The sequence below is a fragment of the Butyrivibrio hungatei genome, assembly GCF_001858005.1.
Lineage (GTDB): Bacteria > Bacillota > Clostridia > Lachnospirales > Lachnospiraceae > Butyrivibrio > Butyrivibrio hungatei.
In genome coordinates, this window is record NZ_CP017831.1 from 1,145,635 (window position 1) to 1,166,905 (window position 21,271).

The following is a 21,271-nucleotide window of genomic DNA, read 5'->3' on the forward strand; positions in this document are numbered from 1 at the left end:
GTGTTAACCGACATTTTTATTTTGTATAGCAGGTGGAGAAAATGACATATCGATTGATCGCATTGTTTTTTATAGCAGTATTTTACTTAATATATTTTACCAAGATGCTTATCCAGAGAAGAAAAGGCATTGTAACTGATCAGATAGCTAAGAGTAAGGTTCACGACAAGAGCTATTATATAGAGCTTTTTATGAAGGTGGCCACATGCCTGATAGTTGTCACTGAAGTAGCATCGATTATCTATGGACATAGCATGTGTACCATTATGTTCAGAATCATAGGAATGTATTTTGCTTTTCTTGGAGATCTGGTATTTTTCCTTGCTATATGGACTATGAAAGATAGCTGGAGAGCGGGAGTTGCAAGGGATGACGAGGAAAAAAGAGATCTCATAACAGTAGGTATCTACAAGTATTCCAGAAATCCGGCTTTCCTTGGCTTTGATCTGGTTTATGTGGGAATTCTTCTGATGTTCGGAAATCCGGTGCTCCTTGTCATTACTATATGGGCTATAGTGATGCTTCATCTGCAGATACTTCAGGAAGAAAAGTATCTTGAAGAAATCTATGGTGAAAGCTATAAGGAGTACAAGAATAGAACCAGCAGGTATGCTGGCCTTGGAAAAATTACAGAGAGCGGTTTTACAAAGATCTGTTTGTACATTTATTTTGTACTTGGTGTATGGTCAGTTTTCTACTTTTTTACCTGCCTTGCTTATGGAGGAGGTTTTTCACTGTCCTGGGTATGGATATGGGTACTGCTTGCCGTTTTTTCTTTTGCCAGGGTATGGATGCTAAAAGCAAGGCTCAGCGGTCAGGAAAAGATAAAACTTCCATCGATCATAAAATGGTCATACCGGGTGGTGTTTGCAATCTGCCTTATGATCTTTGTGGTTACAGAAGTAAGGATCATTGGGGCGATGACTACAAGATCACAGAAGGACCTTGATTATATTGTAGTTCTGGGAGCGGGACTTCATGGAACTGAGCCGTCTAATCCATATAAAGCAAGGTTGAAACGTGCTGCGGAGTATCTGAAGGAAAATGAAGGTACTGTGGCTGTGCTTTCTGGAGGACAGGGTAGCGATGAGGCTATCAGCGAGGCGTTGGCTGCAAAAAATGTACTTGTTGATCAGTACGGAATAGACGAAAGTCGCCTTATCCTGGAAGAAAAGTCCCGTGATACTGAACAGAACTTGAAGTATAGCCTTGAAATCATCGGTGACCCTGACGCTTGCGTCGGCATTGTTACTAATGGCTTTCACGAACTCCGCGCCATGTCGATTGCTGGAGAAGTCGGCTATGAAAATGTATATTCGGTACCTGCACAGACTCTTTTTCCAGTAGGTATCCACTACTGCGTAAGGGAATTTTTTGGAATGGTAGAGTTTTGGATTAAATATTGCTTTTTTTGAGCCCTAGGGACGGAGGTTGTGGCTCATTTTTGCTTTTTTTGAGCCCTAGGGACGGAGGTTAGGGCTCATTTTTTACTGTTCCAACTAGTGATCCTTTTTACGGTTGCTTGAGAAATGTCCATTATTCGTGAAACTTGTTTTACTGTGAGCCCTTTATCCCGGAGAAGTCGAATATAGACATTTCTTTCTAACTTATTTAGTTTGTTAACGTCTGATGTAGAAGACAGATTAGTGACATCTTTAAAGATTTCTATAGCTTTTTTATCAGAGACGAAGTTTTTTTTCTTTTCACCGATATCATCAAATAGATAGCTGCTAGACGAGATATTTTCATTAGCAAAAAATTTGTGTAGAGAATCCTTTGAACCAGCAACATTGCATGCAAAAGATGTGTTGGTCAAAGGATTTTTTGCATCATAATATGCGTTGAAGCTACTCCATCTATATTCGGATGGATGTCGACAGACGTTTGCATTAACAGGATTGTTGTGGATATAGGCGAGCACAGAAAGGAAATATTGATCACTTTCTATTATTGTGCTGTAGAAACGGTCCTGAAATAAATGACCGCTACGTGAATATTTTTTGTTGTACCAGATGGCAAATCTTGTGCCTAGACTTTGAAAGAAAACTGATAATTTGTCCGGCTGTGAATAAAGTAGTAGGTGTACATGATTGTCCATTAAGCAATAGGCATATATATCGATATTATATTTCTCTTTGCAATCTGATAAAATATAGATAAATTTGCGATAATCAGATTCATCTTCGAAAATGATATGCTGATTAACAGAACGAAGTATAACATGATATATGCCAGTGGGACTCATGATTCGTGGCTTTCTTGGCATATAATTCTCCTATGAACATAAGATTGAAAAAGTATTTAATTAAGCTTTTGAATTATATATGGAACAAAAAAGAAATGCAATATGAATTTGAAAAATGAGCCCCAACCTCCGTCCCTAGGGCTCATTTTCGAAAAGGGGAAATATTCTATGCCAAACGAAAACAGAACATGGATAATGTATGGAGTAGCGTGGGAAGATCCAGAATGCCTGCATACTGTGGATGATGCAATTGCATATATTAGTGAAGTGGGGTTCCTGCCACTTTTTAAGAACGATATTCCTAGTTTTTCACTGGAAGAGAGAACTGTGCCGGAGTATTGGTGGTGCGGTGATCCTAAGGTTGATCCATGGGAGTGGAGAGAGATAATAGCTAGCCGCGGCGAGATCGCATATGGAAAGTTTTTTGATAAAAAAGCTGGATTTATATCAAAAGAATGGCTTCCCTACTTTGTAAATTATAGAAGAGATGGCTATGATTTTGATGCTCTTTGGGAAGATGGCAAAGCTTCCATGAGACAAAAGAAGATCATGGATTTATTTGCAGAAGAGCATATTGATGAAGAAATCTTTTCAAATGAAATGAAGAAGAATGCTGGCTTTGGTAAGGGCGGTGAAAAAGGCTTTGATGGTGTGATGACCAACTTGCAGATGCTTACATATCTATGCGTTCGAGATTTCCGTCAGCGCAGAAACAAGAAAGGTGAAGCCTATGGCTGGCCAGTTGCAGTGTACTGTACACCGGAGCATCTGTGGGGATATGAATATGTAACTTCAGCGTATAAAGAAGCACCAAAGGAGTCAGCAAAAAGAATTATTGATCACGTTATGGAAATATATCCGATAGCAACAAGTAATCAGATAAAAAAAGTGCTGTCCATGTAAAATGAGCCCTAGGGACGGAGGTTTAGGCTCACTATTGCAAAAAATGAGCCATAACCTCCGTCCCTAGGGCTCAAAAGGAGTAACTCTATGACACAAGAAGAAGCCAAAAGAATATACTTAAAAAACGGTTGCTCGGCTTTTTTCATGGCTCGAGGAGAAGATAGATACGAAGAGTTTAGAGAAATGCATATTCCGAAGGAAAAGCTTGAAGAGTGGGCGACAGAGTATCTAAAAGGCTGTATAGACAAAATATCAGTTAAGGAAACAAGGGATAACTTTTCTTCTGCAAATCTGGTCATAGGAGAGCATCATACCAGAGATAATCTTAATGTGTTCATTGATATGCTTCAGAATCTTAAGTTTGATAATGAAGTGACACCATATGCCGTATGCTACAGCATACTGGGGATGAGAAATCTAAAGGTTAATTGCGGAATACTGGATTATGCCAAGGAATCAAAGGACGAAGAACTCTATAGATCTTTACTGGAATTTACGAGAGTACTTATAGAAAAAATACAGATAGATGACGAGAAAAAGCAGATAATTGACGAGATGAAGGAACTGCTAAGCTACTACAAATGAGCTCTAACCTCCGTCCCTAGGGCTCATTAGCTCAATGTCTTTTCAGTAAATGAACCCGCAAGGAAATGCTATCAAAAGATTGGATTTGTTGAGAGAAATGTAACAAAAGAAGCGGTTAATTTCGGGGATGAAACATGGGACCGCATAAATATGTTAATTAAATGCTAAAATTCTCTGTTATAATAGGACGGAAAATGATCTATGACATGGAGGGAGAATGTTATGAAAAAATTTAGTGTTATCTTAGCTGCGACAGTTATGGCTGCTTCATTAATGGCATGCGGAACAGGCGCTTCTGGAACTGGAGAATCAGCATCTGAATTATCGGTTGAAGCATTAAGTACTGAAGAAACAGCTCCAGAGCAGGCTGAAGACACAGCTCTTGGAGTTCCTGAAGTAAAAGATGGTGTAATGCAGGCAGGAGAAGATTGCGTAGAGACTTATTTTGAGTGGAGCCCTGTTGATGGTGCAGATGGATATGAGGTTTCTGTACTCAACAAGTACTATGCTGAAACAGAATTCACAGAGCCAGCAGAGGTTTATGAGACAACTGATTGCAACTATACATTAGGAGCTCAGGATTACTGGGATTTCCTTATCAAGGTAAGAGCTTATAAGGGAACTGGCGCTGACAGAGTTTATGGTGAGTGGAGTGAAGAGGCAGCAGGCTTTACTTATGATGATAGCGAGATTGCTAATGATCCTACTACATAAACTCAGGTCTTGGACTTAGTTTTAAGATCAGCGGCGGATATCTTACAGAGATCGGCATCTGGTCATAATTTGATGTGTTTATTAGTCATTCCCAGCTAGTTAATGGTTTTTTAATGAACGCTTTATTGTTAAAATGCTATACTTTATATTGAAAATAATATATTCAATGAGCGTTTCTGTATTCATGAACATGAAGAGAGCCAGGATATTAGCTTGGGACATGACGGTGTGTTTTTAAATGCTCTATATTTTTTTCTCTATGGCTTTAATATCAGCTTTCTTACTGATGTGTGATACCTGAAATGATCACATATGGAACGTTAGAGCGAGGTTCTAAGTGGGTAAAGTTTTGGTAGAAAGCAGAGAAGAATATTTGCTTACAAATTTAGAGCGAGCAATTAATAGTGGCTGGATTGAAGTATATTCTCAGCCTGTAATCCGTGCGTCTAATGGCAGGGTATGTGAGGAAGAACTATTTGCTCGATGGGATGACCCTGCTCTTGGAATTCTTAACCCATATGATTTCATACCAGTTTTAGAAAAAAACGGTGTTGTTGAACGTTTGGATCTTTATATCTTGGAAAAAACACTTGATAATATCAAGCAACAATCTAGTGTTGGAGTTAATTTTGCAACTACATCCATCAATATCTCATTGACTGATTTTCAGAACAAGAATTTTGTAAAAGAAATAGAAGCCAGAGTATCAGCGGCAGGCGTTTCTAGAAGTAAGATTGCCTTCGAACTATCTGAAAATACAGCTTTGATAGAAAATCATAAAATAGCAGTTCAGCTAGCAAAACTTAAGAAATTAGGTTATAGGTTAGAAATAGATGATTTCGGCTATAACTGTATTCCTCTTATGCTATCCCCGTTATTCCATTTTGATGCATTGAAATTGAATATGGAATTGATAAGACATGTTCCTACCAGCCAGAAAGCTGTAACAATCGTGGATGGTCTTATTAAGATGTCCAGAAAGCTTGGTATGGATGTTATTGCCAAAGGGGTAGAAGACAAAAAACAGGTAGATTATTTATGTGAGATAGGCTGTGCCAAGTTTCAGGGCTTTTATTATAGTAGACCTGTAGCTACTGCTGATCTTTATGACTTTGCCAGAACAAATAAACAATTCCTTACAATTGAAGATGCCCGGGAAGAGGAATATTACACCCAGGTAGATAAGATCAATATTCATGAATTGTATTATACAAAAGAAAATAGTGGAAAGATCAAAAATAGAGATAACGAAGCACCTATCGCTGTACTGGAGATAAGTGATGATGAAATGAATATTATCAGAATGAATAATGCGTTTACACGTTTTATTAGCGAGAATTTTCCAGAGAAAGAGAAAACCCGCAGCATCAGGTTTAGTTCAATGAGCGATGCTCCAGGAGCTTATGTCATTTCTACAATTAGGAATTGTGTTTATTCCGAGGAAAAGTCTATTATTGAGGATAGAACTCCAACTGGTAAAACGGTTCATATGATGATCCAGAAGATTGCAGAAAATCCCGTGACAGGTCGCGTTGCTGTACTATTTTCGATCATTTTCATCGAGAATTTATCAAAGAACGCAAAGTCTTTATCATACAACTATATCGCCAGAGCGTTATCAGAGGACTATGTTGCGTTATATATTGTTGATATAGAAACAAATAATTTTGTTGAATACCATACGGATGCACATAATCACAATATAACCATAGAAAAGACGGGTAAAGACTATTTCTATGATGCGCGCAATGATGTAGAAAACAAAACATATTATGAAGACAGAAAAATGTTCAGGGAACTGTGCACCAAAGAAAATGTTTTAAAGCAGATTGCCGAGCTTGGCGCTTTTTCCATGACTTATAGAGCTGATGATGAAGTGGGAGTGCGCTATGTTAATTACAAGGCAGTAATTGACAAAAGTGATGATAAACATATAATCATCGGAGTAAATAGCGTTGACAGACAGATAAAACTGCAGCAGGCTTTTAAATCACTTCAGGAAGAAAAGACCATTTTTTCCAGAATAGCAGCTCTATCTGGAAAGTTTTTTGCTATATATACGGTCAATCTTGAAGATAATACATATTCTGCGTATAAGACAGCGCAGGGAAAGCGGCTCATAGGAAAAAAAGAAGGCGGAGATGATTTCTTTGCTGATGCCAGTGAAAGAATAAATAAAGTAATTCATCCAGATGACTTAAAAGAATTTAAGAAATTTTTTAAAAAAGATAATCTTCTAAAGAAAATATCAGATGATGGCTTTTTTGAATATCAGTACAGACTGCTCGTTGGAAAAAAGCAAATATACATTAAGCAAAAAGGAATCACTATCACAGAAAATGATGAGCAGAAACTGGTCATTGGCCTCATAAATATTGATGAAGAGGTTAAAAAAGATAAAGAGTATGCTGAGAATCTTTCTGTTGCTGAGACTATGGCTTTAAAGGACGAGCTGACAGGAGTAAAGAATAAGAATGCCTATGCGCTGGCGGAAAAGGAATTGGCTAATCTGCTTAAATCAGGTGAGATCAAGAGATTTGCACTGGTAGTTTCTGATATCAATGACCTTAAGTATATAAATGACAATTTCGGACATAAAAAGGGTGATGAATTTATCAAAGCAGGCTGTAAGATCCTTTGTGAAACTTTCGCACATAGTCCTGTCTACAGGATCGGCGGTGATGAGTTTGTGATCATAGTCCAGGGAAAGGATTATGATGAGCGCAACTACTTAATGGGAGTTATAGAGAAGAAAAATAATGATAATAAACTGCGTGGTAATGTGACCATGGCAGTCGGCATAGCTACTGGAACCAGTAAATCAGTTATAAATGATATCTTTATTAAGGCAGATGCCAAGATGTATGAGAAAAAGAAGAAAATGAAAGAAGAGATGTAGACTAGTAATTCTTATGGAGAGTACGATACCTTAATTGAGAAAATGACACTTTTTGATAAAAAGATTCATCGAGATGATGGGTCTTTTTTTATTTGTTGACAGAAAAAGAAATTGGTCTCATAATATATCAAAATGATATATATCATTTTGATATATTACTTTAACAAGAGGAGTATAAAATCATGAGACAAAAAGTAAGAAAGTGCCTATTACTTATTTCTTTTCTGTTATTTCCTATTACCATTTGGTATTTTTCTCCATATCTGATCATCAATGCAGCTATGGAGCATATCATAAATGGTAGCTTTATTGTTTTTTGCTTGATGCTTGTTTTATCAATGTTTTTTGGAAGGGCATGGTGCGGATATTTTTGTCCTGCTGGAGGACTTCAAGAATGCGCCATGAGAGTAAATGACAACCCAGCCAAGCAAAAAAATAGAGACAAGATAAAATATGTTATCTGGACAGTGTGGATAATTGCAGTGATAGCATCATTTATCTGTGGGAAAAATGATGTTAGAATTAATCCATTCTATATGACAGATCATGGCATTTCTGTTTCGGGCATAACTAATTATGTTGTGTACTACGCGGTGATCATGCTGCTTGTTATACCATCAATTATTCATGGACGAAGGGCGGCTTGCCACTATATTTGCTGGATGGCGCCGTTTATGGTGATCGGAAGTACAGTCGGTAGGTGGCTGCGCCTTCCTCAGCTGCATGTAGAGGCAGAAGCAGAAAACTGTGTCAAATGCGGCCTTTGCAATAAGGCTTGTTCTATGGGACTTGATGTTAGAGAAATGGTCCAAGCTAACAGCATCTCTAAGAATACGGAATGCATACAGTGCGGAGCCTGCGTTGATGGATGCCCCCAAAAGGCTCTAAAGTATAAATGGACATGGAAAAGGTGAAAAGATGGCAAAAGATAGAAAGATAGACGTTGTAATCCTAGGTCTTTTAGCACACGAAGATCTAACAGGATACGACATTAAAAAACAGATCGATGGCGCAATCTCTTTTTTCTGGAAAGGGAGCTTTGGGAGTATTTATCCAGCTCTTGGCGAAATGGAAAAACAGGAACTTGTAAAGCGAAAGAAATCGGATAAGAGTAGCGGCCGCGAAAAAATAGTTTATCAGATCACCAAGGATGGAAAAGAGACCCTAAAGGCGTGGCTAAATGATGAGAAGGCTATAAACGACCTTAAATACGAGACTCTTTTAAAAATGTATTTCGGCGGCATACAAGATAGAAGCGTGACAATCCGAAATATTGAGATTTTTGAGCAGCAGGTAAAAGAGAATCTGGAAGTCCTTAAGTTTTATAAGGGAAATCTGGAGAAGGTTCTTGATAATGAGGACCATGTTCATTACTATCTGACAGTTTTGTTTGGAATTGAGACTTATGAGGCTTATTTAAAATGGTGCAATAAGGCCAAAAAGATCATGAAGGAGAAATGATATGAGTACAGCGGTTGTTTATTATTCAATGCTTGGAAATAGTGAGATGGTAGCTGAACATATAGCCAAAAAGCTTGGCGCAGATGTTATACGAATTGAGCCTGACAAGGCTTATCCTGACAAGGGCGCAAAGAAATTCCTGTGGGGCGGAAAAAGTGCAGTGATGGGCGAGATGCCAGTACTTAAGCCTTACGAATTTGATGCCTCCAAGTATGATAAAGTCATTATTGGCTTTCCTGTTTGGGCTAGCCGACCTGCACCTCCAATCTGGACATTTTTAAACGAACAAAAAGATGTGCTCAAAGAAAAGAAGATTGCAGTGTTTGCTTGCCAGAGTGGAAACGGCGCAGAAAAGGCTTTTGACAGGATCAAAAAGCAGATTGGCGTGGAAAAGTTTGAAGCAGAGCTCATACTCATCGATCCAAAGACCAGGGGTAATGCGGATAATGATGGTAAGATAGATTCTTTTTGTGATAAACTTCATAATTAAGAAACGATGGCAAGGTTAAATATATGAATAAACAGCATAAAATAAAAGGCTTGTTTTTTGATTTTGATGGTGTCATCACAATTGAAAAGCAGGGCTCACCAACGATAATTTCTTATATTTCAAAAGAGGCAAATATTCCAATTGAAGTTGTTGAAAATGCGTATTACAAGCATAACGATGATTTGCTCTATGGCGATATTACCCATAGAGATATGTGGGAACAGTTTTGTTCTGATATAGGAAAAACATTAGATTTTCATATGCTTGAAAAGGCATTTATGAATGTTACTTTCGATGAGAAAATGCTTGATCATATAAAAGATAAGCATAGCGATTATCTCATTGGAATGATAACTGACAACAAGGCTGACAGAATAAATACCATTGTTAATAACACGGTACTTAAGGATTTGTTTGATGTTGTTATAATTTCAGCAGATGTTCATAGCAGAAAATCTGAAAGAAAAATTTTTGAGGAAGCTTTAAAGCAGTCTGGACTTAAGGCAGAAGAGTGCGTGTTCATCGATAATACTGAATCTAATTTGAAGATTCCGTCTGAAATGGGATTTAAAACAATTTTCTTTGATGATGAAAAAAGGGATTATAGTGATTTGTATACTGGTCCTGGGGGACGGGGTTAGTGGACCATTATTTAGGGATGGCACAGAATTAAAAATTGTTTCCAACTTTATGAATAGTATTTATGGTAAAATATAGCAAATGCGAGGTAAATGCTATGTGTGATGTTAAGAAATATAGTGACATATATAAAGAAATATCAAAGTTAAATGCTCAAGATACATTACAGCTTGTGCTAGAGAGCGAGACAGAAGACGAGAAGGATTTCTATGAGATGATAGGGGACTATCTTCTTCAAAAAAAGCAGCAAGAAGTACTAGAGAGGAATACAAACTGAAATGAAAAAGTACACTATTGTTGCTGGCGTCAACGGAGCGGGAAAAACTACTCTTTATGATGCAGAACAGCTTCAGAAATCTGAATATAGAGTTAATGCTGATGAAATATTAGTAGAAGCTGGCGGTGATTGGAGGAATGCCTCTGACGTGATGAATGCTGGTAGAACAGCAGTAGAGAGGCTAAAGCATTATATAGAGGATGGTGTAAGCTTCAATCAGGAGACTACGCTTTGTGGCAATTCTATTCTTAATAATATCGCAAAGGCGAGAGATAATGGTTACTTAATTGAGGTGCATTATATTGGACTATCCAGTGCTGAACTAGCAAAAGAAAGAGTTGCGAAAAGAGTTGCTGATGGAGGCCATGGAGTAAGTGAGGCGGATATAGAAAGAAGATATGAGCAATCTTTTAAAAATCTGATAAAGATTATTCCAATATGCAACTTGGTTGCTCTTTATGATAACACTGAAGGGTTTAGGAGATTTGCAATTTATAAAGATGGTGTGCTTGTAAGGAAATCTCATAAAGTTCCGGACTGGTTTGAAAAAGTTTGCATATAATAATGTCGGGTGAAAAGAGGCTTTGGCGATAGCTATTCTTGAAAAACTCTTAATAAAGAAAACCTAATATTATTGATAAAACGCAGTTTATAGGAAGGCTAATCCAAATTGATTTAGGATTGGCCTTTTTTTAATGCAAATAATTAGATAGATATCAAAATAAAATTGACAACTTAAATTTGTTGATGTAAAAATAATATAAAATAATTAGATAGATATCTAAAAGAAAAATGACTGGAGAATAGACATGAATCAAAATACTATTGGGAAAATGATAAACGCCATGAAGATATCGACTGACGATATAGTCCTGCTCAATTATTGGAGTGAGGGAGATGACAGTGAACTTAAACTGTTTGAAAACGAGTTAAATAGTAAAGGGATTAAATACAAGACGTTGAACTTTACAGAGGAATTTCTTATAGAGCTTGCGGGTAAAGGTGCTGAAAATATAGATGACAGCTTTTTTGAGCCGGTCAAAGATTGTACAATGGTCATAGATGTTCTTCAAAGACCTGCCGGAATGCCTCCAAGAGGACTTGAGAAAGATAAATATGCAGAGTTTTCTAAGGTTCTTAGATCGCTTTTTTCGTTCATGAGTAGTCACGAAAAGCTTATTCAGATTACTATGCCGTCACAGACTAATGCTGCACTTGCAGGAGAAGACTATGAAGATTATAAGGTCAGGATGGATAAGGCTTTGAATATTGACTACGAAGCACTTGCCTTAGAATGTCAGAAGAAGATCGATAGCTTTACTTCAAATATCATAACAATAAGAACCGGTGAAGATAGTACACTTAATATGGATGTTACTGGAAGAGAGTGGATCATTGATGCGGGAGAAGGCGCTTTTCCGTGCGGCGAGATTTATATAGCGCCATTAGAAGATAAGACAAACGGAACTGTTTTTTACAAGAATCTGTTTATTGAAGATGTTGGCTCTTTTGACAATATAACAATAACAATAAAGAATGGAAGAGTAACAGATTCTGACTGTGATGCGTTTAATGAGCTTCTTTCCGGACAGGAGGAAGGGGCAAGGATAGTCGGAGAACTTGGAATTGGCATGAATCCGGCAGTTGTATATTCAGGAAAAGGGGCTGCTCTTGATGAGGACGCACTCGGAACATTTCATATCGGACTTGGAATGAACTATTTGTTTGGTGGAATCAATAAATCAAGATTTCATATGGATTTCGTAAACGTGGGAGAGATTTTGTAAACTATGGAAAACAAGATTAAAGAATTAAAAGAATTTATGGCAGATGAAAAGCAGAAGACACAGTCCCGGATAAATTCTCTTATTGCTGATGACAGAGAGGATGAAGCCAGAGCATATAGGGCTGCTCTTAACATTTATGATGTTTTTACTTCACTCATAGATGTGCCATATAAGCAGGCAGCAGGAGATGAGAGGGTCTTCAGAGACGGCTTTAAAAAGCTATCTGTTAATGTCCCTGCGCAGTGGAGAAATTCTCTATCGAAAGCAAAAGAGCATGATGATGCAGAGAAGATCATGATTGAAGAAGCCAAGCTTAAAGTGGCCGACAGTATCATAGAGAAATTTGATGAATTGTTTTGAAACGGGAGGTAATCATGACGGATAAGGAAGCAATTGCGTTTTTTAAATGCCTTGCAGATAAGTCAAGACTGTCCATACTAAAGTCACTTATGGTAGAAGATATGTACGTTGAGCGCCTTGCAGAGCGCCTTGAACTGACCTCTGCCACAGTTTCTTTTCACCTGAAAAAACTCGAAGATGCCGGGGCTGTTAAGTCTTACAAAGATCAGTACTATACTATGTACTCCATCAATAAGGATCTTTTTGAGGTTAATATCATTGATATCTTAAGTGAAAAGACATCTGAGAGTGAACTGCAAAAAGAACGCGACGATGCATACCGCAAAAAGGTAATTGATGCTTTCTTTGAATATGGCAAGCTTAAATCAATTCCCAGTCAGCGCAAGAAGGAAAAGATTGTTCTTGAAGAAATTGGAAAAGCATTTAAGAAGGGCAAAAAGTATACAGAGAAAGAAGTAAACCTGATTATCGCTGATTTTCATGATGACTTTTGCACTATCAGGAGGGATATGGTAGCAGAGGGAATCTTAGAAAGAAAAGACGGGGTATATATTCTTACTGTGATATGATAATTTAGCACTATATCAAGGAGATAAAATCAATGATAAGAATTCTTTTCGTCTGCCACGGCAGGATTTAATGCCAAAGCAAAGAATGGCGGAAATAAGCCATTGGCAGGCAGAGTGGTATCTGATTTACACCTTGTTTACACCTTTTGATTTGGGAAGGAGCACACCTCTGAAAGAGAGAACCAAAGATATGATCAAAATACTGTTCATCTGCTGGGGCAAGAGATTTCAGCAAAGCGGAAAGCCTTGAAAATACGGCATTTTGAAGATTTTTCAAACGGATTTACACCCCGTTTACACCTTTTAAGGTGAACTACCCGATGAGATGAGAGCACTCTGCGTTATGCAGGGTGCTTTTTTGCGGTGACTTGGAAGAAACGGTACTATAATCAGAAATAAATTTTGAATAAACGGAACAATGTCCTTGAAGTATTGAAGAAATGGTACTATAATTCATTTATAAGTTTGAAGAAATGGAACTATGTTGTTTTGAGGAGATAGTATGTTTAAGAGAAAAGCTTTAGAAAAGCTAAAATATTGGAAAGAAAAAAAGGCACCAAAGTATTCTGTGCTTCTGGAAGGGGCCAGGCGTGTTGGGAAATCGACAATTGCCGAAGAATTTGCAAAGCAAGAGTATAGGTCATATATAAAAGTGGATTTTGCTAACATAACGCAGGATGTTCTTGATGTGTTCGATGACATAGCAAATCTGGATATTTTTTTTCTTAGACTGCAAACTGCAACTGGGATAACGTTGTATAAAAGAGAATCCGTTATTATATTTGACGAGATCCAGCTTATGCCTAAAGTGCGCCAGGCTATAAAGTATCTGGTTGCGGACGGAAGATATGACTATATTGAGACCGGTTCTCTGATCAGTATAAAAAAGAATGTCAAGGATATAGTGCTTCCATCTGAGGAGATGAAAATACAGATATATCCGATGGACTATGAAGAATTTATGTGGGCCATCGGAAATGATACCTATGGCGTATTGCGGGATTTATATAAGCTTGGGAAGCCGGTTGGAAATTCCTTAAACAGAAAGCTGATGCGGGATTTCAGAATTTATATGGCGGTAGGCGGAATGCCTCAGGCTGTAGAAGCTTATGTGGAAGGCAGGAATTTTACAGAAATCGATGAAGTAAAGAGAGAAATCATAGATTTGTACAAAGACGATTTTTTCAAGATCGATGATACCGGACTGATTGGAAGAATGTATGATTCCGTTCCGACGCAGTTGGCAACGGATAAAAGAAGCTATGTTATTTCGGCAGCTACAGGCAAAAAAAAGATCGATAAAGATTTAGAGCGTTTACATGATCTGCTAGATTCAAAGACGGTATTATCATGCCATAATGTCCTTAATCCGAGCGTTGCTTTACCTCAAACGAGAGATGATGATACGTTCAAACTCTATTTGGCTGATACAGGGTTATTTACTACCATGATTTTTAGATCATCAGGAAAGACGGATGAAAATATTTATACGAAATTGTTGAGCGATTCACTTCCTGCAGATTTGGGATATTTATACGAAAATGCAGTTGCTCAGATAATTGCCGGATCGGATATAGACCTTTATTATCACACATGGGAGAAAGAAAACAGTTCCCACTACTATGAGGTTGACTTTTTGCTTGCTTCGAAAACAAAGATAGTTTCGATTGAAGTTAAGTCATCCGGAATCGGTAAGCATGAATCAATTACAGAATTTCAGAAAAAGTATTCTAAGCATGTTTCGAAGGAAATATTGTTATCACAAAAAGATATAGGCAATAGTGAAATGCTGAAATTATATCCAATATACATGCTGCCATTTTTAATTGAAGACCTATGAAAGGATGAGAAAGAGTTATGAGGTTGGCGGCCTATCAATTTGCCGTATGTGGTGATATTGATCATAATCTTGAAATAATAAAAAAAGCTATAGTGAGCGCATCAGAGAATAAGGTGGATTTGATTATATTTCCTGAATGTGCTTTGACAGGGTATCCGCCTCGTGATATTGCCGGTTCAGACAGAATCAATGTCAATGTGGTTTCTGAAGCTATACAGGAGTTACAGAAACTGGCAGACGAACTGGATATTCACATTATAGTAGGTACAATCGATTACGTTGATTCAAAATATTATAACAGAGCGTACTTGATTTCACCTACCAAAGCCAAACGATGGTATGATAAACGGGCACTCTATGGATGGGATGAGGATAATTTTGCACTCGGCGATGAAAATGGAATATATGAAATAGATGGGATAAAGATTGGCGTAAGAATTTGCTTTGAAGTACGGTTCCCTGAGTATTTTAGAGAACTGTATAGGGAAAATACCGATTTGGATATTGTGCTGTTTTATGATGTGGCTGATAAAGAGGATGAGATTCGGTACCAGATGATTCGTGGACATCTGATTACAAGAGCTGTAGAAAATATCACACCCGTATTATCTGTAAATGCGATTCATCCCTATCAGACAGCGCCTACCTGCTTTATCAATGCATCAGGGGGAGTAGGTAAAGAACTGGATAAGAATAGTGAGGGAATGCTCATATACGATTTTGAAAAACAGGAATTAAACTTTGGCGAAATTGGGCGTAAGCGATATTCGGACCAATTGTCAGGATCTTCGACCTGAAGTTTATGGAGTTTAGAAAATGGAAATTGTTACGGATTATTCAGAGGTCGTGATAGAGACAAGTACCTAGTTTAGATGAACAGAAAAAAATAGTTCGGGTCTGTCACCGTGATATATGAACACAATTTTTATCCCGTAACGGTGCGCATTACAGGGAATAACTCGGAATTTCAAGGAGCCAAAATCAATGATAAGAATCCTATTCGTCTGCCACGGCAACATATGCCGTTCAACAATGGCGGAGTTCATAATGAAGGACATTGTAAACAAGCAAGGGCTTTGGGGCAAATTTCATATTGAATCCTCAGCCACACATACAGATGAAATCTGGAACGGAGTTGGAAGTCCGGTATATCCGCCGGCAAGAGCAAAACTTCGTGAACACGGCATAGGCACAGATGACAATGAACTAGGCGTTGCAAACAAGAGAGCAAGGCTTACTTCCAGAAATGACTATGACAAGTTTGACTTCATCATTGGCATGGATAGTGCTAACATTCGTGACTTAAACCGGATTTTTGGCGGTGATCCTGATAAAAAAGTTTTCAAGATGCTCGACTTTACCGACAGAGACGGTGATGTGGCAGATCCTTGGTATACAGGCAATTTTGATGCTACCTGGAGAGACTGCTCTGATGGATGCCATGGACTTTTTAGACATATCTTAGTGGACAAGAGATTTGCAAAAGAACTGGCAGAAGATGAGGAAAATGAAATGATAAACAATGATGATCTAGGTCTCATTCACGACGATTTTCCTAGAGGCTAACGTAAACAAAAGCTAGATAGCACGTATTAGGAGTTGTAACTAAAAAGTTGCAACTCCTATTTTTTTATGCTATTCTTCATGTTATGTCTGTGGAAACTTGTTTTATGACCATTGGTCATAAATGACGATAAAATGTAAAGTAAGCGGAAACTAGAACACTAACAAGGCAAACCAAAAGACAAAAAGAATAAATAAAGCAACAGTTAGGGATAATACAATGGCAGTAAGGATAATTACAGATTCAGCAAGTGATATATCACAGGAAAAGGCAAAAGAATGGGGGATAACAGTACTCCCATTAAAAGTAAGATTTGGAGATGAAGAGTTCCTTGATGGGGTAACCCTTTCAAGCACCGATTTTTACAAAAAACTCGTGGAAACGGACGAGATACCAAAGACAAGTCAGATATCTCCATATGATTATTCAGAGGAATTTAGAAAGGCGGATGAAGCAGGGGATGAAATAATATATTTCAGCCTTTCTTCAGGAGTATCAGGATCATATCAGAGCGCATGCATAGCAGCGGAGGATTTTTCTGACAACATAAACATCGTTGATACCAAGCAGTTCTGTATCTCGGAATATATAATAGTTCAAAGGGCTGTGCAGCTGCGAGATCAGGGACTTAATGCTAAAGAAATCATAGATACCATAACACCGGAGCTTCAAAAAGCTCACGTTATCGCAGTATTTGACACTCTTGAATACTTAAAGCTTGGCGGAAGAATATCATCTGCTGCGGCTTTTGCAGGCAACATTCTTATGATCAAGCCGGTCATAACCATAGAAGAGGGTGTTGTTAAAGTAATTGGCAAGGCCAGAGGTTCCAAGAACGGTCACAATATGCTCATGGAGTTTGTCAAAAAAACTGGAGGCATAGATTTTGATAAACCAATATGCCTTGCTTATTCTGGTTTTTCAGATGAAATTCTCAAAAAATACGTGGAAGATTCCAAGGTGTTGTATGAAGGACAAGAGGATAAAATCCAGTATGCTGTAGCGGGAGCTACTATAGGCACCTATACAGGACCTGGAGCGATTGCCTTGGCTTATTTTGAAAAGTGATATTATTTAGTATAATTATTCACTCACGTATGATAAAATTAATTGTGAACTTACTGCGATATTTTGCAGGCAAACGCGGGTTTATTTCAGGAGGTTTCGTTATGAAATTTTACAGATGTGAGCATTGCGGCAATATTATTACTAAGCTTAATGATTCAGGTGTTCCTGTAGTTTGCTGTGGAGAGCCTATGAAGGAGCTTGTTCCTGGCGCTACTGATGGTGCATTTGAGAAGCACGTTCCAAAGGTTACTGTGGATGGCAGCAAAGTAATCGTGGAAGTCGGCGAAGTTGAGCATCCTATGATGCCAGAACATTATATCCAGTTTGTGTGTCTTGAGACAGACAAGGGATGTATGGTAAAGAACTTAAAGCCAGGCGAGAAGCCTTGTGCAGAATTTGTTCTTGCAAGCGGCGAGAAGGCAGTTGCTGCATACGAGTACTGCAATCTCCACGGACTTTGGGTGAAAGAAATTTGATCATTCAAAAATAATGTCTAATATATCATCGAAGGATATTTTGGTGTTAACAATCTGAAGTATCCTTGCTACTTCATCAAGCCTTGCGACCATACCTGTTACTTTCAGGTATTCGCCCTTGTGAAAGTAGACGCAGCTGATAATGCTGCCTTTTCTAATATCGTGCATTTTTTTATCGAGCTCTTCGAACATTTCCTCGGAGAGCTCGATTTTTGGTACTGTGATCTTTTCTTTTGCTCTCAGAGCCTCATCAAGTCCCTTGACAGCCTGAAATGGGAGGAACTGAGCAGCTCTTTTGTCAGGTGACATTTTCTGTCTAGGCATATTACGCTTTGTGTCCTCCAATCTGATTATTTCTATCTCGGGTAGTGGCGCCGGGTTCAAAGTTGAGCCCCTTCAAGATGGCATTTTTGCCAAATTTATTTTTTATCTCCAAAACAGCCTTCTGGACCTTTTTGTCCCTTTCTATCTCTTCAGGAGATACAAAGAAAGAGTACTGCATGAACTCTTCTGGAACAACATTGTTACTTACAATGTACATGCGCCTAATGAGGTAGTCCTTATTTACAAGCTGACTGTATAGCTTAGCAATCTCTGGAATCAGGATAAATGAGGCATTAGTCTCAGTATCCAGTGAAAAAGAGCCGTGAACTCCCGGAACAGGAGTATTCTTGGCGTAGCCTACAGACAGGGTAAAAGACTTGCTGACAAGCTCCTTGTCTACCATATCAAGGCACATTACGTCCATCATCTCCTTGGCGATAACGAGGCCTTCTTCAAAGGAATAGTCCTTCATAAGGACCTGACCCTGAGTGAGGGAGCGGGATTGTGAACTATAGTTCCTAATATCTGCAATAGTAGTAGATTCACGGCCCCAGGCGTGATCGATCAGGAGCTCTGCGTTTACACCAAATAGCTTATAGAGAAGATCCTCGTTGCCATGGGCAATATCCTTCATAGTCATCATGCCGTAGGTGGCAAGACGCTTGGATATTCCGGGACCTACGCGCCAAAAATCAGTAAGGGGGCGATGTTCCCATAGGGTCTCCCTGTAGCTCTTTTCATCAAGCTCTCCAATGAAATCAGGAGAGTGCTTGGCGGTGATATCAAGGGCAACCTTAGTAAGAAAAAGATTAGTGCCTATGCCGCATGTGGCACGAAGACCGAGAGTAGCGAATATATCATCAATGATAGTCTGACCCAATTGCCTTGCAGTCATGTGATACAAGGAAAGATACTCTGTTACGTCCATGAAGGCCTCATCTACGGAGTAGACGTGAATATCGTCCTTGGAAATATATTTGAGGTAAATGGCGTAAACTTCCGCCGAGTAATCCAGGTATTTTTGCATGCGGGGCGGAGCCATGATGTAATCAATTCCCTTTGGAATCTCAAAGACTCTGCACCTTCCAGGTATGCCAAGAGCCTTAAGAGCAGGAGAAACAGCAAGACAAATAGTCTTGTCGGATCTCTCAGAATCAGCTACGACAAGACGGGTAGTCATAACATCAAGGCCTCTTTCCACGCATTCAACAGAAGCGTAGAAGGACTTAAGATCTATGCATATGTAATTTCTTTCTTTTTCTGCGGCCATGCTTTAATTATATCGAACAAAAGTTCGAAATGTCAAATCCTCTTTCCTCATGGAAATTTGTGATACAATATTTGAAGGGGTTTTAGTATTCGTGTTGGAGGAGGACAAAATGCTTAAAGACGGTAAAATTTGGGTAGCAAATAATGAAAAAGGTGAGAATGTATTTCTTTTACCTAAGATGGCAAATCGTCATGGCCTTATAGCTGGTGCAACTGGTACTGGTAAGACGGTAACACTTAAGGTATTGGCTGAGAGCTTTAGTGACATGGGGGTGCCTGTATTTCTCGCAGATGTTAAGGGCGACCTTTCTGGTATGGTTACAGAAGGCCTTGATTCTGAGGATATGCAGAAGAGAATACAGAAGTTTGGCCTTGAGGAGGCTGGATTTAAATATCAGAAATATCCTGCAACATTTTGGGATGTATTTGGCAAAAATGGTATTCCGCTCAGAACAACTGTATCTGAGATGGGACCACTTCTTTTAAGCAGGATCCTTGGTCTTAATGACCTTCAAAGAGATATTCTTACGATCGCATTCAAGATCGCAGATGACAATAGTCTTCTCCTGGTTGATACCAAGGACTTAAAGGCTATGCTCAATTATATTTCCGAGAATAAAAATGAATTTGCAGCAGATTATGGAAACATCAGTCCTGTATCAGTAGCAGCTATCGTAAGAGCTATCGTTTCTCTTGAGATTGCAGGAGGAGATAAGTTCTTCTTTGAGCCAGCTCTTAATATCAGAGACTTTTTTACAACTGGCGAAGGTGGAAAGGGTATGATAAATATCCTTGATAGCACAAGTCTTATCAACAATGGAACTCTTTATGCCACATTCCTTTTGTGGATGATGTCAGAGCTTTTTGAGACACTTCCTGAGGTTGGAGATCTTGATAAGCCCAAGATGGTATTTTTCTTTGATGAAGCGCATCTTCTTTTTGACGATACACCAAAACTCCTTATGGACAAGATAGAGCAGGTTGTTAAGCTCATCAGATCTAAAGGTGTTGGAATTTACTTTGTGACTCAGAACCCAAGGGATATCCCAGATGGGGTTCTTGCTCAGCTTGGAAACAAGATCCAGCACGCACTTCACGCATATACTCCTTCAGATATGAAAGCTGTTAAGGCAGCTGCTGATTCCTTTAGAACAAATCCTGACTTCAAGACAGCAGACGTTATTCAGGAACTTGGAACAGGTGAAGCTGTTTGCTCATTCCTTGATGAGACTGGAACACCTACTGTTTGCGAGAGAGTATTTATCCTTCCTCCACAGTCCAAGATGGGCGGAATAGATGAAACTCTAAGGGACAAGGAGATAAAGGGAAGCGTTATGTACAGTAAGTATTACGAGCCCGAAGATCCTGATTCAGCTTATGAATTTCTTGAGAGAAAAGGCCTGGCTGACGCAGAGGCTTTACAGAAGGCAAAAGAGGAAGAGGCTGCAGCCAAGGCTAAGGCAAAGGAAGAAGCTGCCGCTTTAAAGGCAAAAGAAAAAGAGGAAGCCGCTGAAGCAAGAAAGAAAAAGCAGGCAATGAAGAGTGTAGGTAACTCCGTTGCAGGAACTGTGGGCCGCGAAGTTGGTAAGACAGTAGGCGGTAAATTTGGTAAGTTTGGGAAGACTTTAGGCGGAAATCTTGGTGCAAGCCTTGGAAGAGGTCTGTTGTCTACACTATTTAAATCATAATATATTCACACGAAAAACCAGCTTCTATATTATTATAGAAGCTGGTGTATTTTTGGGAGGAGGGGTTGTCCAGTGGGGAACCAGACAACCCGTGTATGAAAAAAAGTATTGTT

At 38.7% G+C, this 21,271-nt stretch carries 24 protein-coding genes; 21 read left to right on the forward strand and 3 right to left on the reverse strand.

Going from position 1 to position 21,271, the window contains the following annotated elements; translation table 11 throughout:
• The first annotated feature begins 41 nt into the window (after positions 1–41).
• Positions 42–1,415 (forward strand): ElyC/SanA/YdcF family protein, encoded by a 1,374-nt coding sequence (locus bhn_RS15700; RefSeq protein WP_071175755.1) that lies wholly within the window; start codon positions 42–44, stop codon positions 1,413–1,415.
• A 65-nt stretch (positions 1,416–1,480) separates the two neighbouring features.
• On the opposite strand, the gene bhn_RS05545 is transcribed toward bhn_RS15700, so the two are convergent.
• On the reverse strand, positions 1,481–2,266 hold the full coding sequence (locus bhn_RS05545) for a transposase (protein ID WP_071175756.1): 786 nt from the start codon (positions 2,264–2,266) through the stop codon (positions 1,481–1,483).
• A 147-nt stretch (positions 2,267–2,413) separates the two neighbouring features.
• On the opposite strand from bhn_RS05545, the gene bhn_RS05550 reads away from it, so the two are divergent.
• From bhn_RS05550 to bhn_RS05640, 19 genes are all read left to right on the forward strand, one after another.
• Positions 2,414–3,148: an AlkZ-related protein gene (locus tag bhn_RS05550; RefSeq protein ID WP_071175757.1), complete on the forward strand. Its 735-nt coding sequence runs from the start codon at positions 2,414–2,416 to the stop codon at positions 3,146–3,148.
• 87 nt (positions 3,149–3,235) lie between these two features.
• Positions 3,236–3,733 (forward strand): hypothetical protein, encoded by a 498-nt coding sequence (locus bhn_RS05555; protein WP_071175758.1) that lies wholly within the window; start codon positions 3,236–3,238, stop codon positions 3,731–3,733.
• Positions 3,734–3,955: 222 nt separating this feature from the next.
• The gene (locus tag bhn_RS05560; protein ID WP_071175759.1) at positions 3,956–4,447 is read left to right on the forward strand and encodes a hypothetical protein; all 492 of its coding nucleotides are present in this window, start codon (positions 3,956–3,958) and stop codon (positions 4,445–4,447) included.
• Between the two features lie 337 nt (positions 4,448–4,784).
• A complete protein-coding gene (locus bhn_RS05565; RefSeq protein ID WP_071175760.1) occupies positions 4,785–7,346 on the forward strand; it encodes a GGDEF domain-containing protein in 2,562 nt (853 codons plus the stop codon).
• A gap of 182 nt (positions 7,347–7,528) precedes the next feature.
• Positions 7,529–8,260 (forward strand): 4Fe-4S binding protein, encoded by a 732-nt coding sequence (locus tag bhn_RS05570; protein ID WP_071175761.1) that lies wholly within the window; start codon positions 7,529–7,531, stop codon positions 8,258–8,260.
• 4 nt (positions 8,261–8,264) lie between these two features.
• Positions 8,265–8,807, forward strand: coding sequence for a PadR family transcriptional regulator (locus tag bhn_RS05575; RefSeq protein ID WP_071175762.1), 543 nt, complete (start codon positions 8,265–8,267; stop codon positions 8,805–8,807).
• Position 8,808: 1 nt separating this feature from the next.
• A complete protein-coding gene (locus tag bhn_RS05580) occupies positions 8,809–9,297 on the forward strand; it encodes a flavodoxin family protein (protein WP_071175763.1) in 489 nt (162 codons plus the stop codon).
• A gap of 23 nt (positions 9,298–9,320) precedes the next feature.
• Entirely contained in the window at positions 9,321–9,938 is a 618-nt protein-coding gene (locus tag bhn_RS05585; RefSeq protein WP_071175764.1) for an HAD-IA family hydrolase, read from the forward strand.
• Between the two features lie 62 nt (positions 9,939–10,000).
• Entirely contained in the window at positions 10,001–10,213 is a 213-nt protein-coding gene (locus bhn_RS05590) for a hypothetical protein (protein ID WP_236845973.1), read from the forward strand.
• Position 10,214: 1 nt separating this feature from the next.
• On the forward strand, positions 10,215–10,775 hold the full coding sequence (locus tag bhn_RS05595) for an AAA family ATPase (protein WP_026487986.1): 561 nt from the start codon (positions 10,215–10,217) through the stop codon (positions 10,773–10,775).
• Positions 10,776–11,022: 247 nt separating this feature from the next.
• A complete protein-coding gene (locus bhn_RS05600; protein WP_071175766.1) occupies positions 11,023–12,000 on the forward strand; it encodes an aminopeptidase in 978 nt (325 codons plus the stop codon).
• Positions 12,001–12,003: 3 nt separating this feature from the next.
• A complete protein-coding gene (locus bhn_RS05605) occupies positions 12,004–12,360 on the forward strand; it encodes a hypothetical protein (RefSeq protein WP_071175767.1) in 357 nt (118 codons plus the stop codon).
• A 14-nt stretch (positions 12,361–12,374) separates the two neighbouring features.
• Complete coding sequence (locus bhn_RS05610) at positions 12,375–12,929, forward strand: DUF2087 domain-containing protein (RefSeq protein WP_071175768.1); 555 nt, start codon at positions 12,375–12,377, stop codon at positions 12,927–12,929.
• 70 nt (positions 12,930–12,999) lie between these two features.
• Positions 13,000–13,179: a hypothetical protein gene (locus tag bhn_RS05615; protein ID WP_071175769.1), complete on the forward strand. Its 180-nt coding sequence runs from the start codon at positions 13,000–13,002 to the stop codon at positions 13,177–13,179.
• Positions 13,180–13,431: 252 nt separating this feature from the next.
• Complete coding sequence (locus bhn_RS05620) at positions 13,432–14,769, forward strand: ATP-binding protein (RefSeq protein WP_071175770.1); 1,338 nt, start codon at positions 13,432–13,434, stop codon at positions 14,767–14,769.
• A 17-nt stretch (positions 14,770–14,786) separates the two neighbouring features.
• Positions 14,787–15,566: a carbon-nitrogen hydrolase family protein gene (locus bhn_RS05625; protein WP_071175771.1), complete on the forward strand. Its 780-nt coding sequence runs from the start codon at positions 14,787–14,789 to the stop codon at positions 15,564–15,566.
• A gap of 187 nt (positions 15,567–15,753) precedes the next feature.
• Entirely contained in the window at positions 15,754–16,335 is a 582-nt protein-coding gene (locus tag bhn_RS05630) for a low molecular weight protein-tyrosine-phosphatase (RefSeq protein ID WP_071175772.1), read from the forward strand.
• 217 nt (positions 16,336–16,552) lie between these two features.
• Complete coding sequence (locus bhn_RS05635; protein ID WP_071175773.1) at positions 16,553–17,401, forward strand: DegV family protein; 849 nt, start codon at positions 16,553–16,555, stop codon at positions 17,399–17,401.
• Positions 17,402–17,502: 101 nt separating this feature from the next.
• Entirely contained in the window at positions 17,503–17,877 is a 375-nt protein-coding gene (locus bhn_RS05640) for a desulfoferrodoxin family protein (RefSeq protein ID WP_071175774.1), read from the forward strand.
• Here bhn_RS05640 and bhn_RS05645 read toward each other — a convergent pair whose 3' ends face one another.
• The gene (locus bhn_RS05645; RefSeq protein ID WP_071175775.1) at positions 17,878–18,201 is read right to left on the reverse strand and encodes a YolD-like family protein; all 324 of its coding nucleotides are present in this window, start codon (positions 18,199–18,201) and stop codon (positions 17,878–17,880) included.
• A 1-nt stretch (position 18,202) separates the two neighbouring features.
• Positions 18,203–19,471 (reverse strand): Y-family DNA polymerase, encoded by a 1,269-nt coding sequence (locus tag bhn_RS05650; RefSeq protein ID WP_071175776.1) that lies wholly within the window; start codon positions 19,469–19,471, stop codon positions 18,203–18,205.
• A gap of 109 nt (positions 19,472–19,580) precedes the next feature.
• Between bhn_RS05650 and bhn_RS05655 the strand changes: the two genes are divergently transcribed.
• Positions 19,581–21,158, forward strand: a complete 1,578-nt coding sequence (locus bhn_RS05655; protein ID WP_071175777.1) for a helicase HerA-like domain-containing protein — start codon at positions 19,581–19,583, stop codon at positions 21,156–21,158.
• Positions 21,159–21,271 lie beyond the last annotated feature (113 nt).

Coding starts and splice junctions, on each gene's coding strand:
- bhn_RS15700 (WP_071175755.1), top strand. CDS start 42: ATGACATATCGATTGATCGCATTGTTTTTTATAGCAGTATTTTACTTA.
- bhn_RS05545 (WP_071175756.1), bottom strand. CDS start 2,266: ATGCCAAGAAAGCCACGAATCATGAGTCCCACTGGCATATATCATGTT.
- bhn_RS05550 (WP_071175757.1), top strand. CDS start 2,414: ATGCCAAACGAAAACAGAACATGGATAATGTATGGAGTAGCGTGGGAA.
- bhn_RS05555 (WP_071175758.1), top strand. CDS start 3,236: ATGACACAAGAAGAAGCCAAAAGAATATACTTAAAAAACGGTTGCTCG.
- bhn_RS05560 (WP_071175759.1), top strand. CDS start 3,956: ATGAAAAAATTTAGTGTTATCTTAGCTGCGACAGTTATGGCTGCTTCA.
- bhn_RS05570 (WP_071175761.1), top strand. CDS start 7,529: ATGAGACAAAAAGTAAGAAAGTGCCTATTACTTATTTCTTTTCTGTTA.
- bhn_RS05575 (WP_071175762.1), top strand. CDS start 8,265: ATGGCAAAAGATAGAAAGATAGACGTTGTAATCCTAGGTCTTTTAGCA.
- bhn_RS05580 (WP_071175763.1), top strand. CDS start 8,809: ATGAGTACAGCGGTTGTTTATTATTCAATGCTTGGAAATAGTGAGATG.
- bhn_RS05585 (WP_071175764.1), top strand. CDS start 9,321: ATGAATAAACAGCATAAAATAAAAGGCTTGTTTTTTGATTTTGATGGT.
- bhn_RS05590 (WP_236845973.1), top strand. CDS start 10,001: ATGGTAAAATATAGCAAATGCGAGGTAAATGCTATGTGTGATGTTAAG.
- bhn_RS05595 (WP_026487986.1), top strand. CDS start 10,215: ATGAAAAAGTACACTATTGTTGCTGGCGTCAACGGAGCGGGAAAAACT.
- bhn_RS05600 (WP_071175766.1), top strand. CDS start 11,023: ATGAATCAAAATACTATTGGGAAAATGATAAACGCCATGAAGATATCG.
- bhn_RS05605 (WP_071175767.1), top strand. CDS start 12,004: ATGGAAAACAAGATTAAAGAATTAAAAGAATTTATGGCAGATGAAAAG.
- bhn_RS05610 (WP_071175768.1), top strand. CDS start 12,375: ATGACGGATAAGGAAGCAATTGCGTTTTTTAAATGCCTTGCAGATAAG.
- bhn_RS05615 (WP_071175769.1), top strand. CDS start 13,000: ATGCCAAAGCAAAGAATGGCGGAAATAAGCCATTGGCAGGCAGAGTGG.
- bhn_RS05620 (WP_071175770.1), top strand. CDS start 13,432: ATGTTTAAGAGAAAAGCTTTAGAAAAGCTAAAATATTGGAAAGAAAAA.
- bhn_RS05625 (WP_071175771.1), top strand. CDS start 14,787: ATGAGGTTGGCGGCCTATCAATTTGCCGTATGTGGTGATATTGATCAT.
- bhn_RS05630 (WP_071175772.1), top strand. CDS start 15,754: ATGATAAGAATCCTATTCGTCTGCCACGGCAACATATGCCGTTCAACA.
- bhn_RS05635 (WP_071175773.1), top strand. CDS start 16,553: ATGGCAGTAAGGATAATTACAGATTCAGCAAGTGATATATCACAGGAA.
- bhn_RS05640 (WP_071175774.1), top strand. CDS start 17,503: ATGAAATTTTACAGATGTGAGCATTGCGGCAATATTATTACTAAGCTT.
- bhn_RS05645 (WP_071175775.1), bottom strand. CDS start 18,201: ATGCCTAGACAGAAAATGTCACCTGACAAAAGAGCTGCTCAGTTCCTC.
- bhn_RS05650 (WP_071175776.1), bottom strand. CDS start 19,471: ATGGCCGCAGAAAAAGAAAGAAATTACATATGCATAGATCTTAAGTCC.
- bhn_RS05655 (WP_071175777.1), top strand. CDS start 19,581: ATGCTTAAAGACGGTAAAATTTGGGTAGCAAATAATGAAAAAGGTGAG.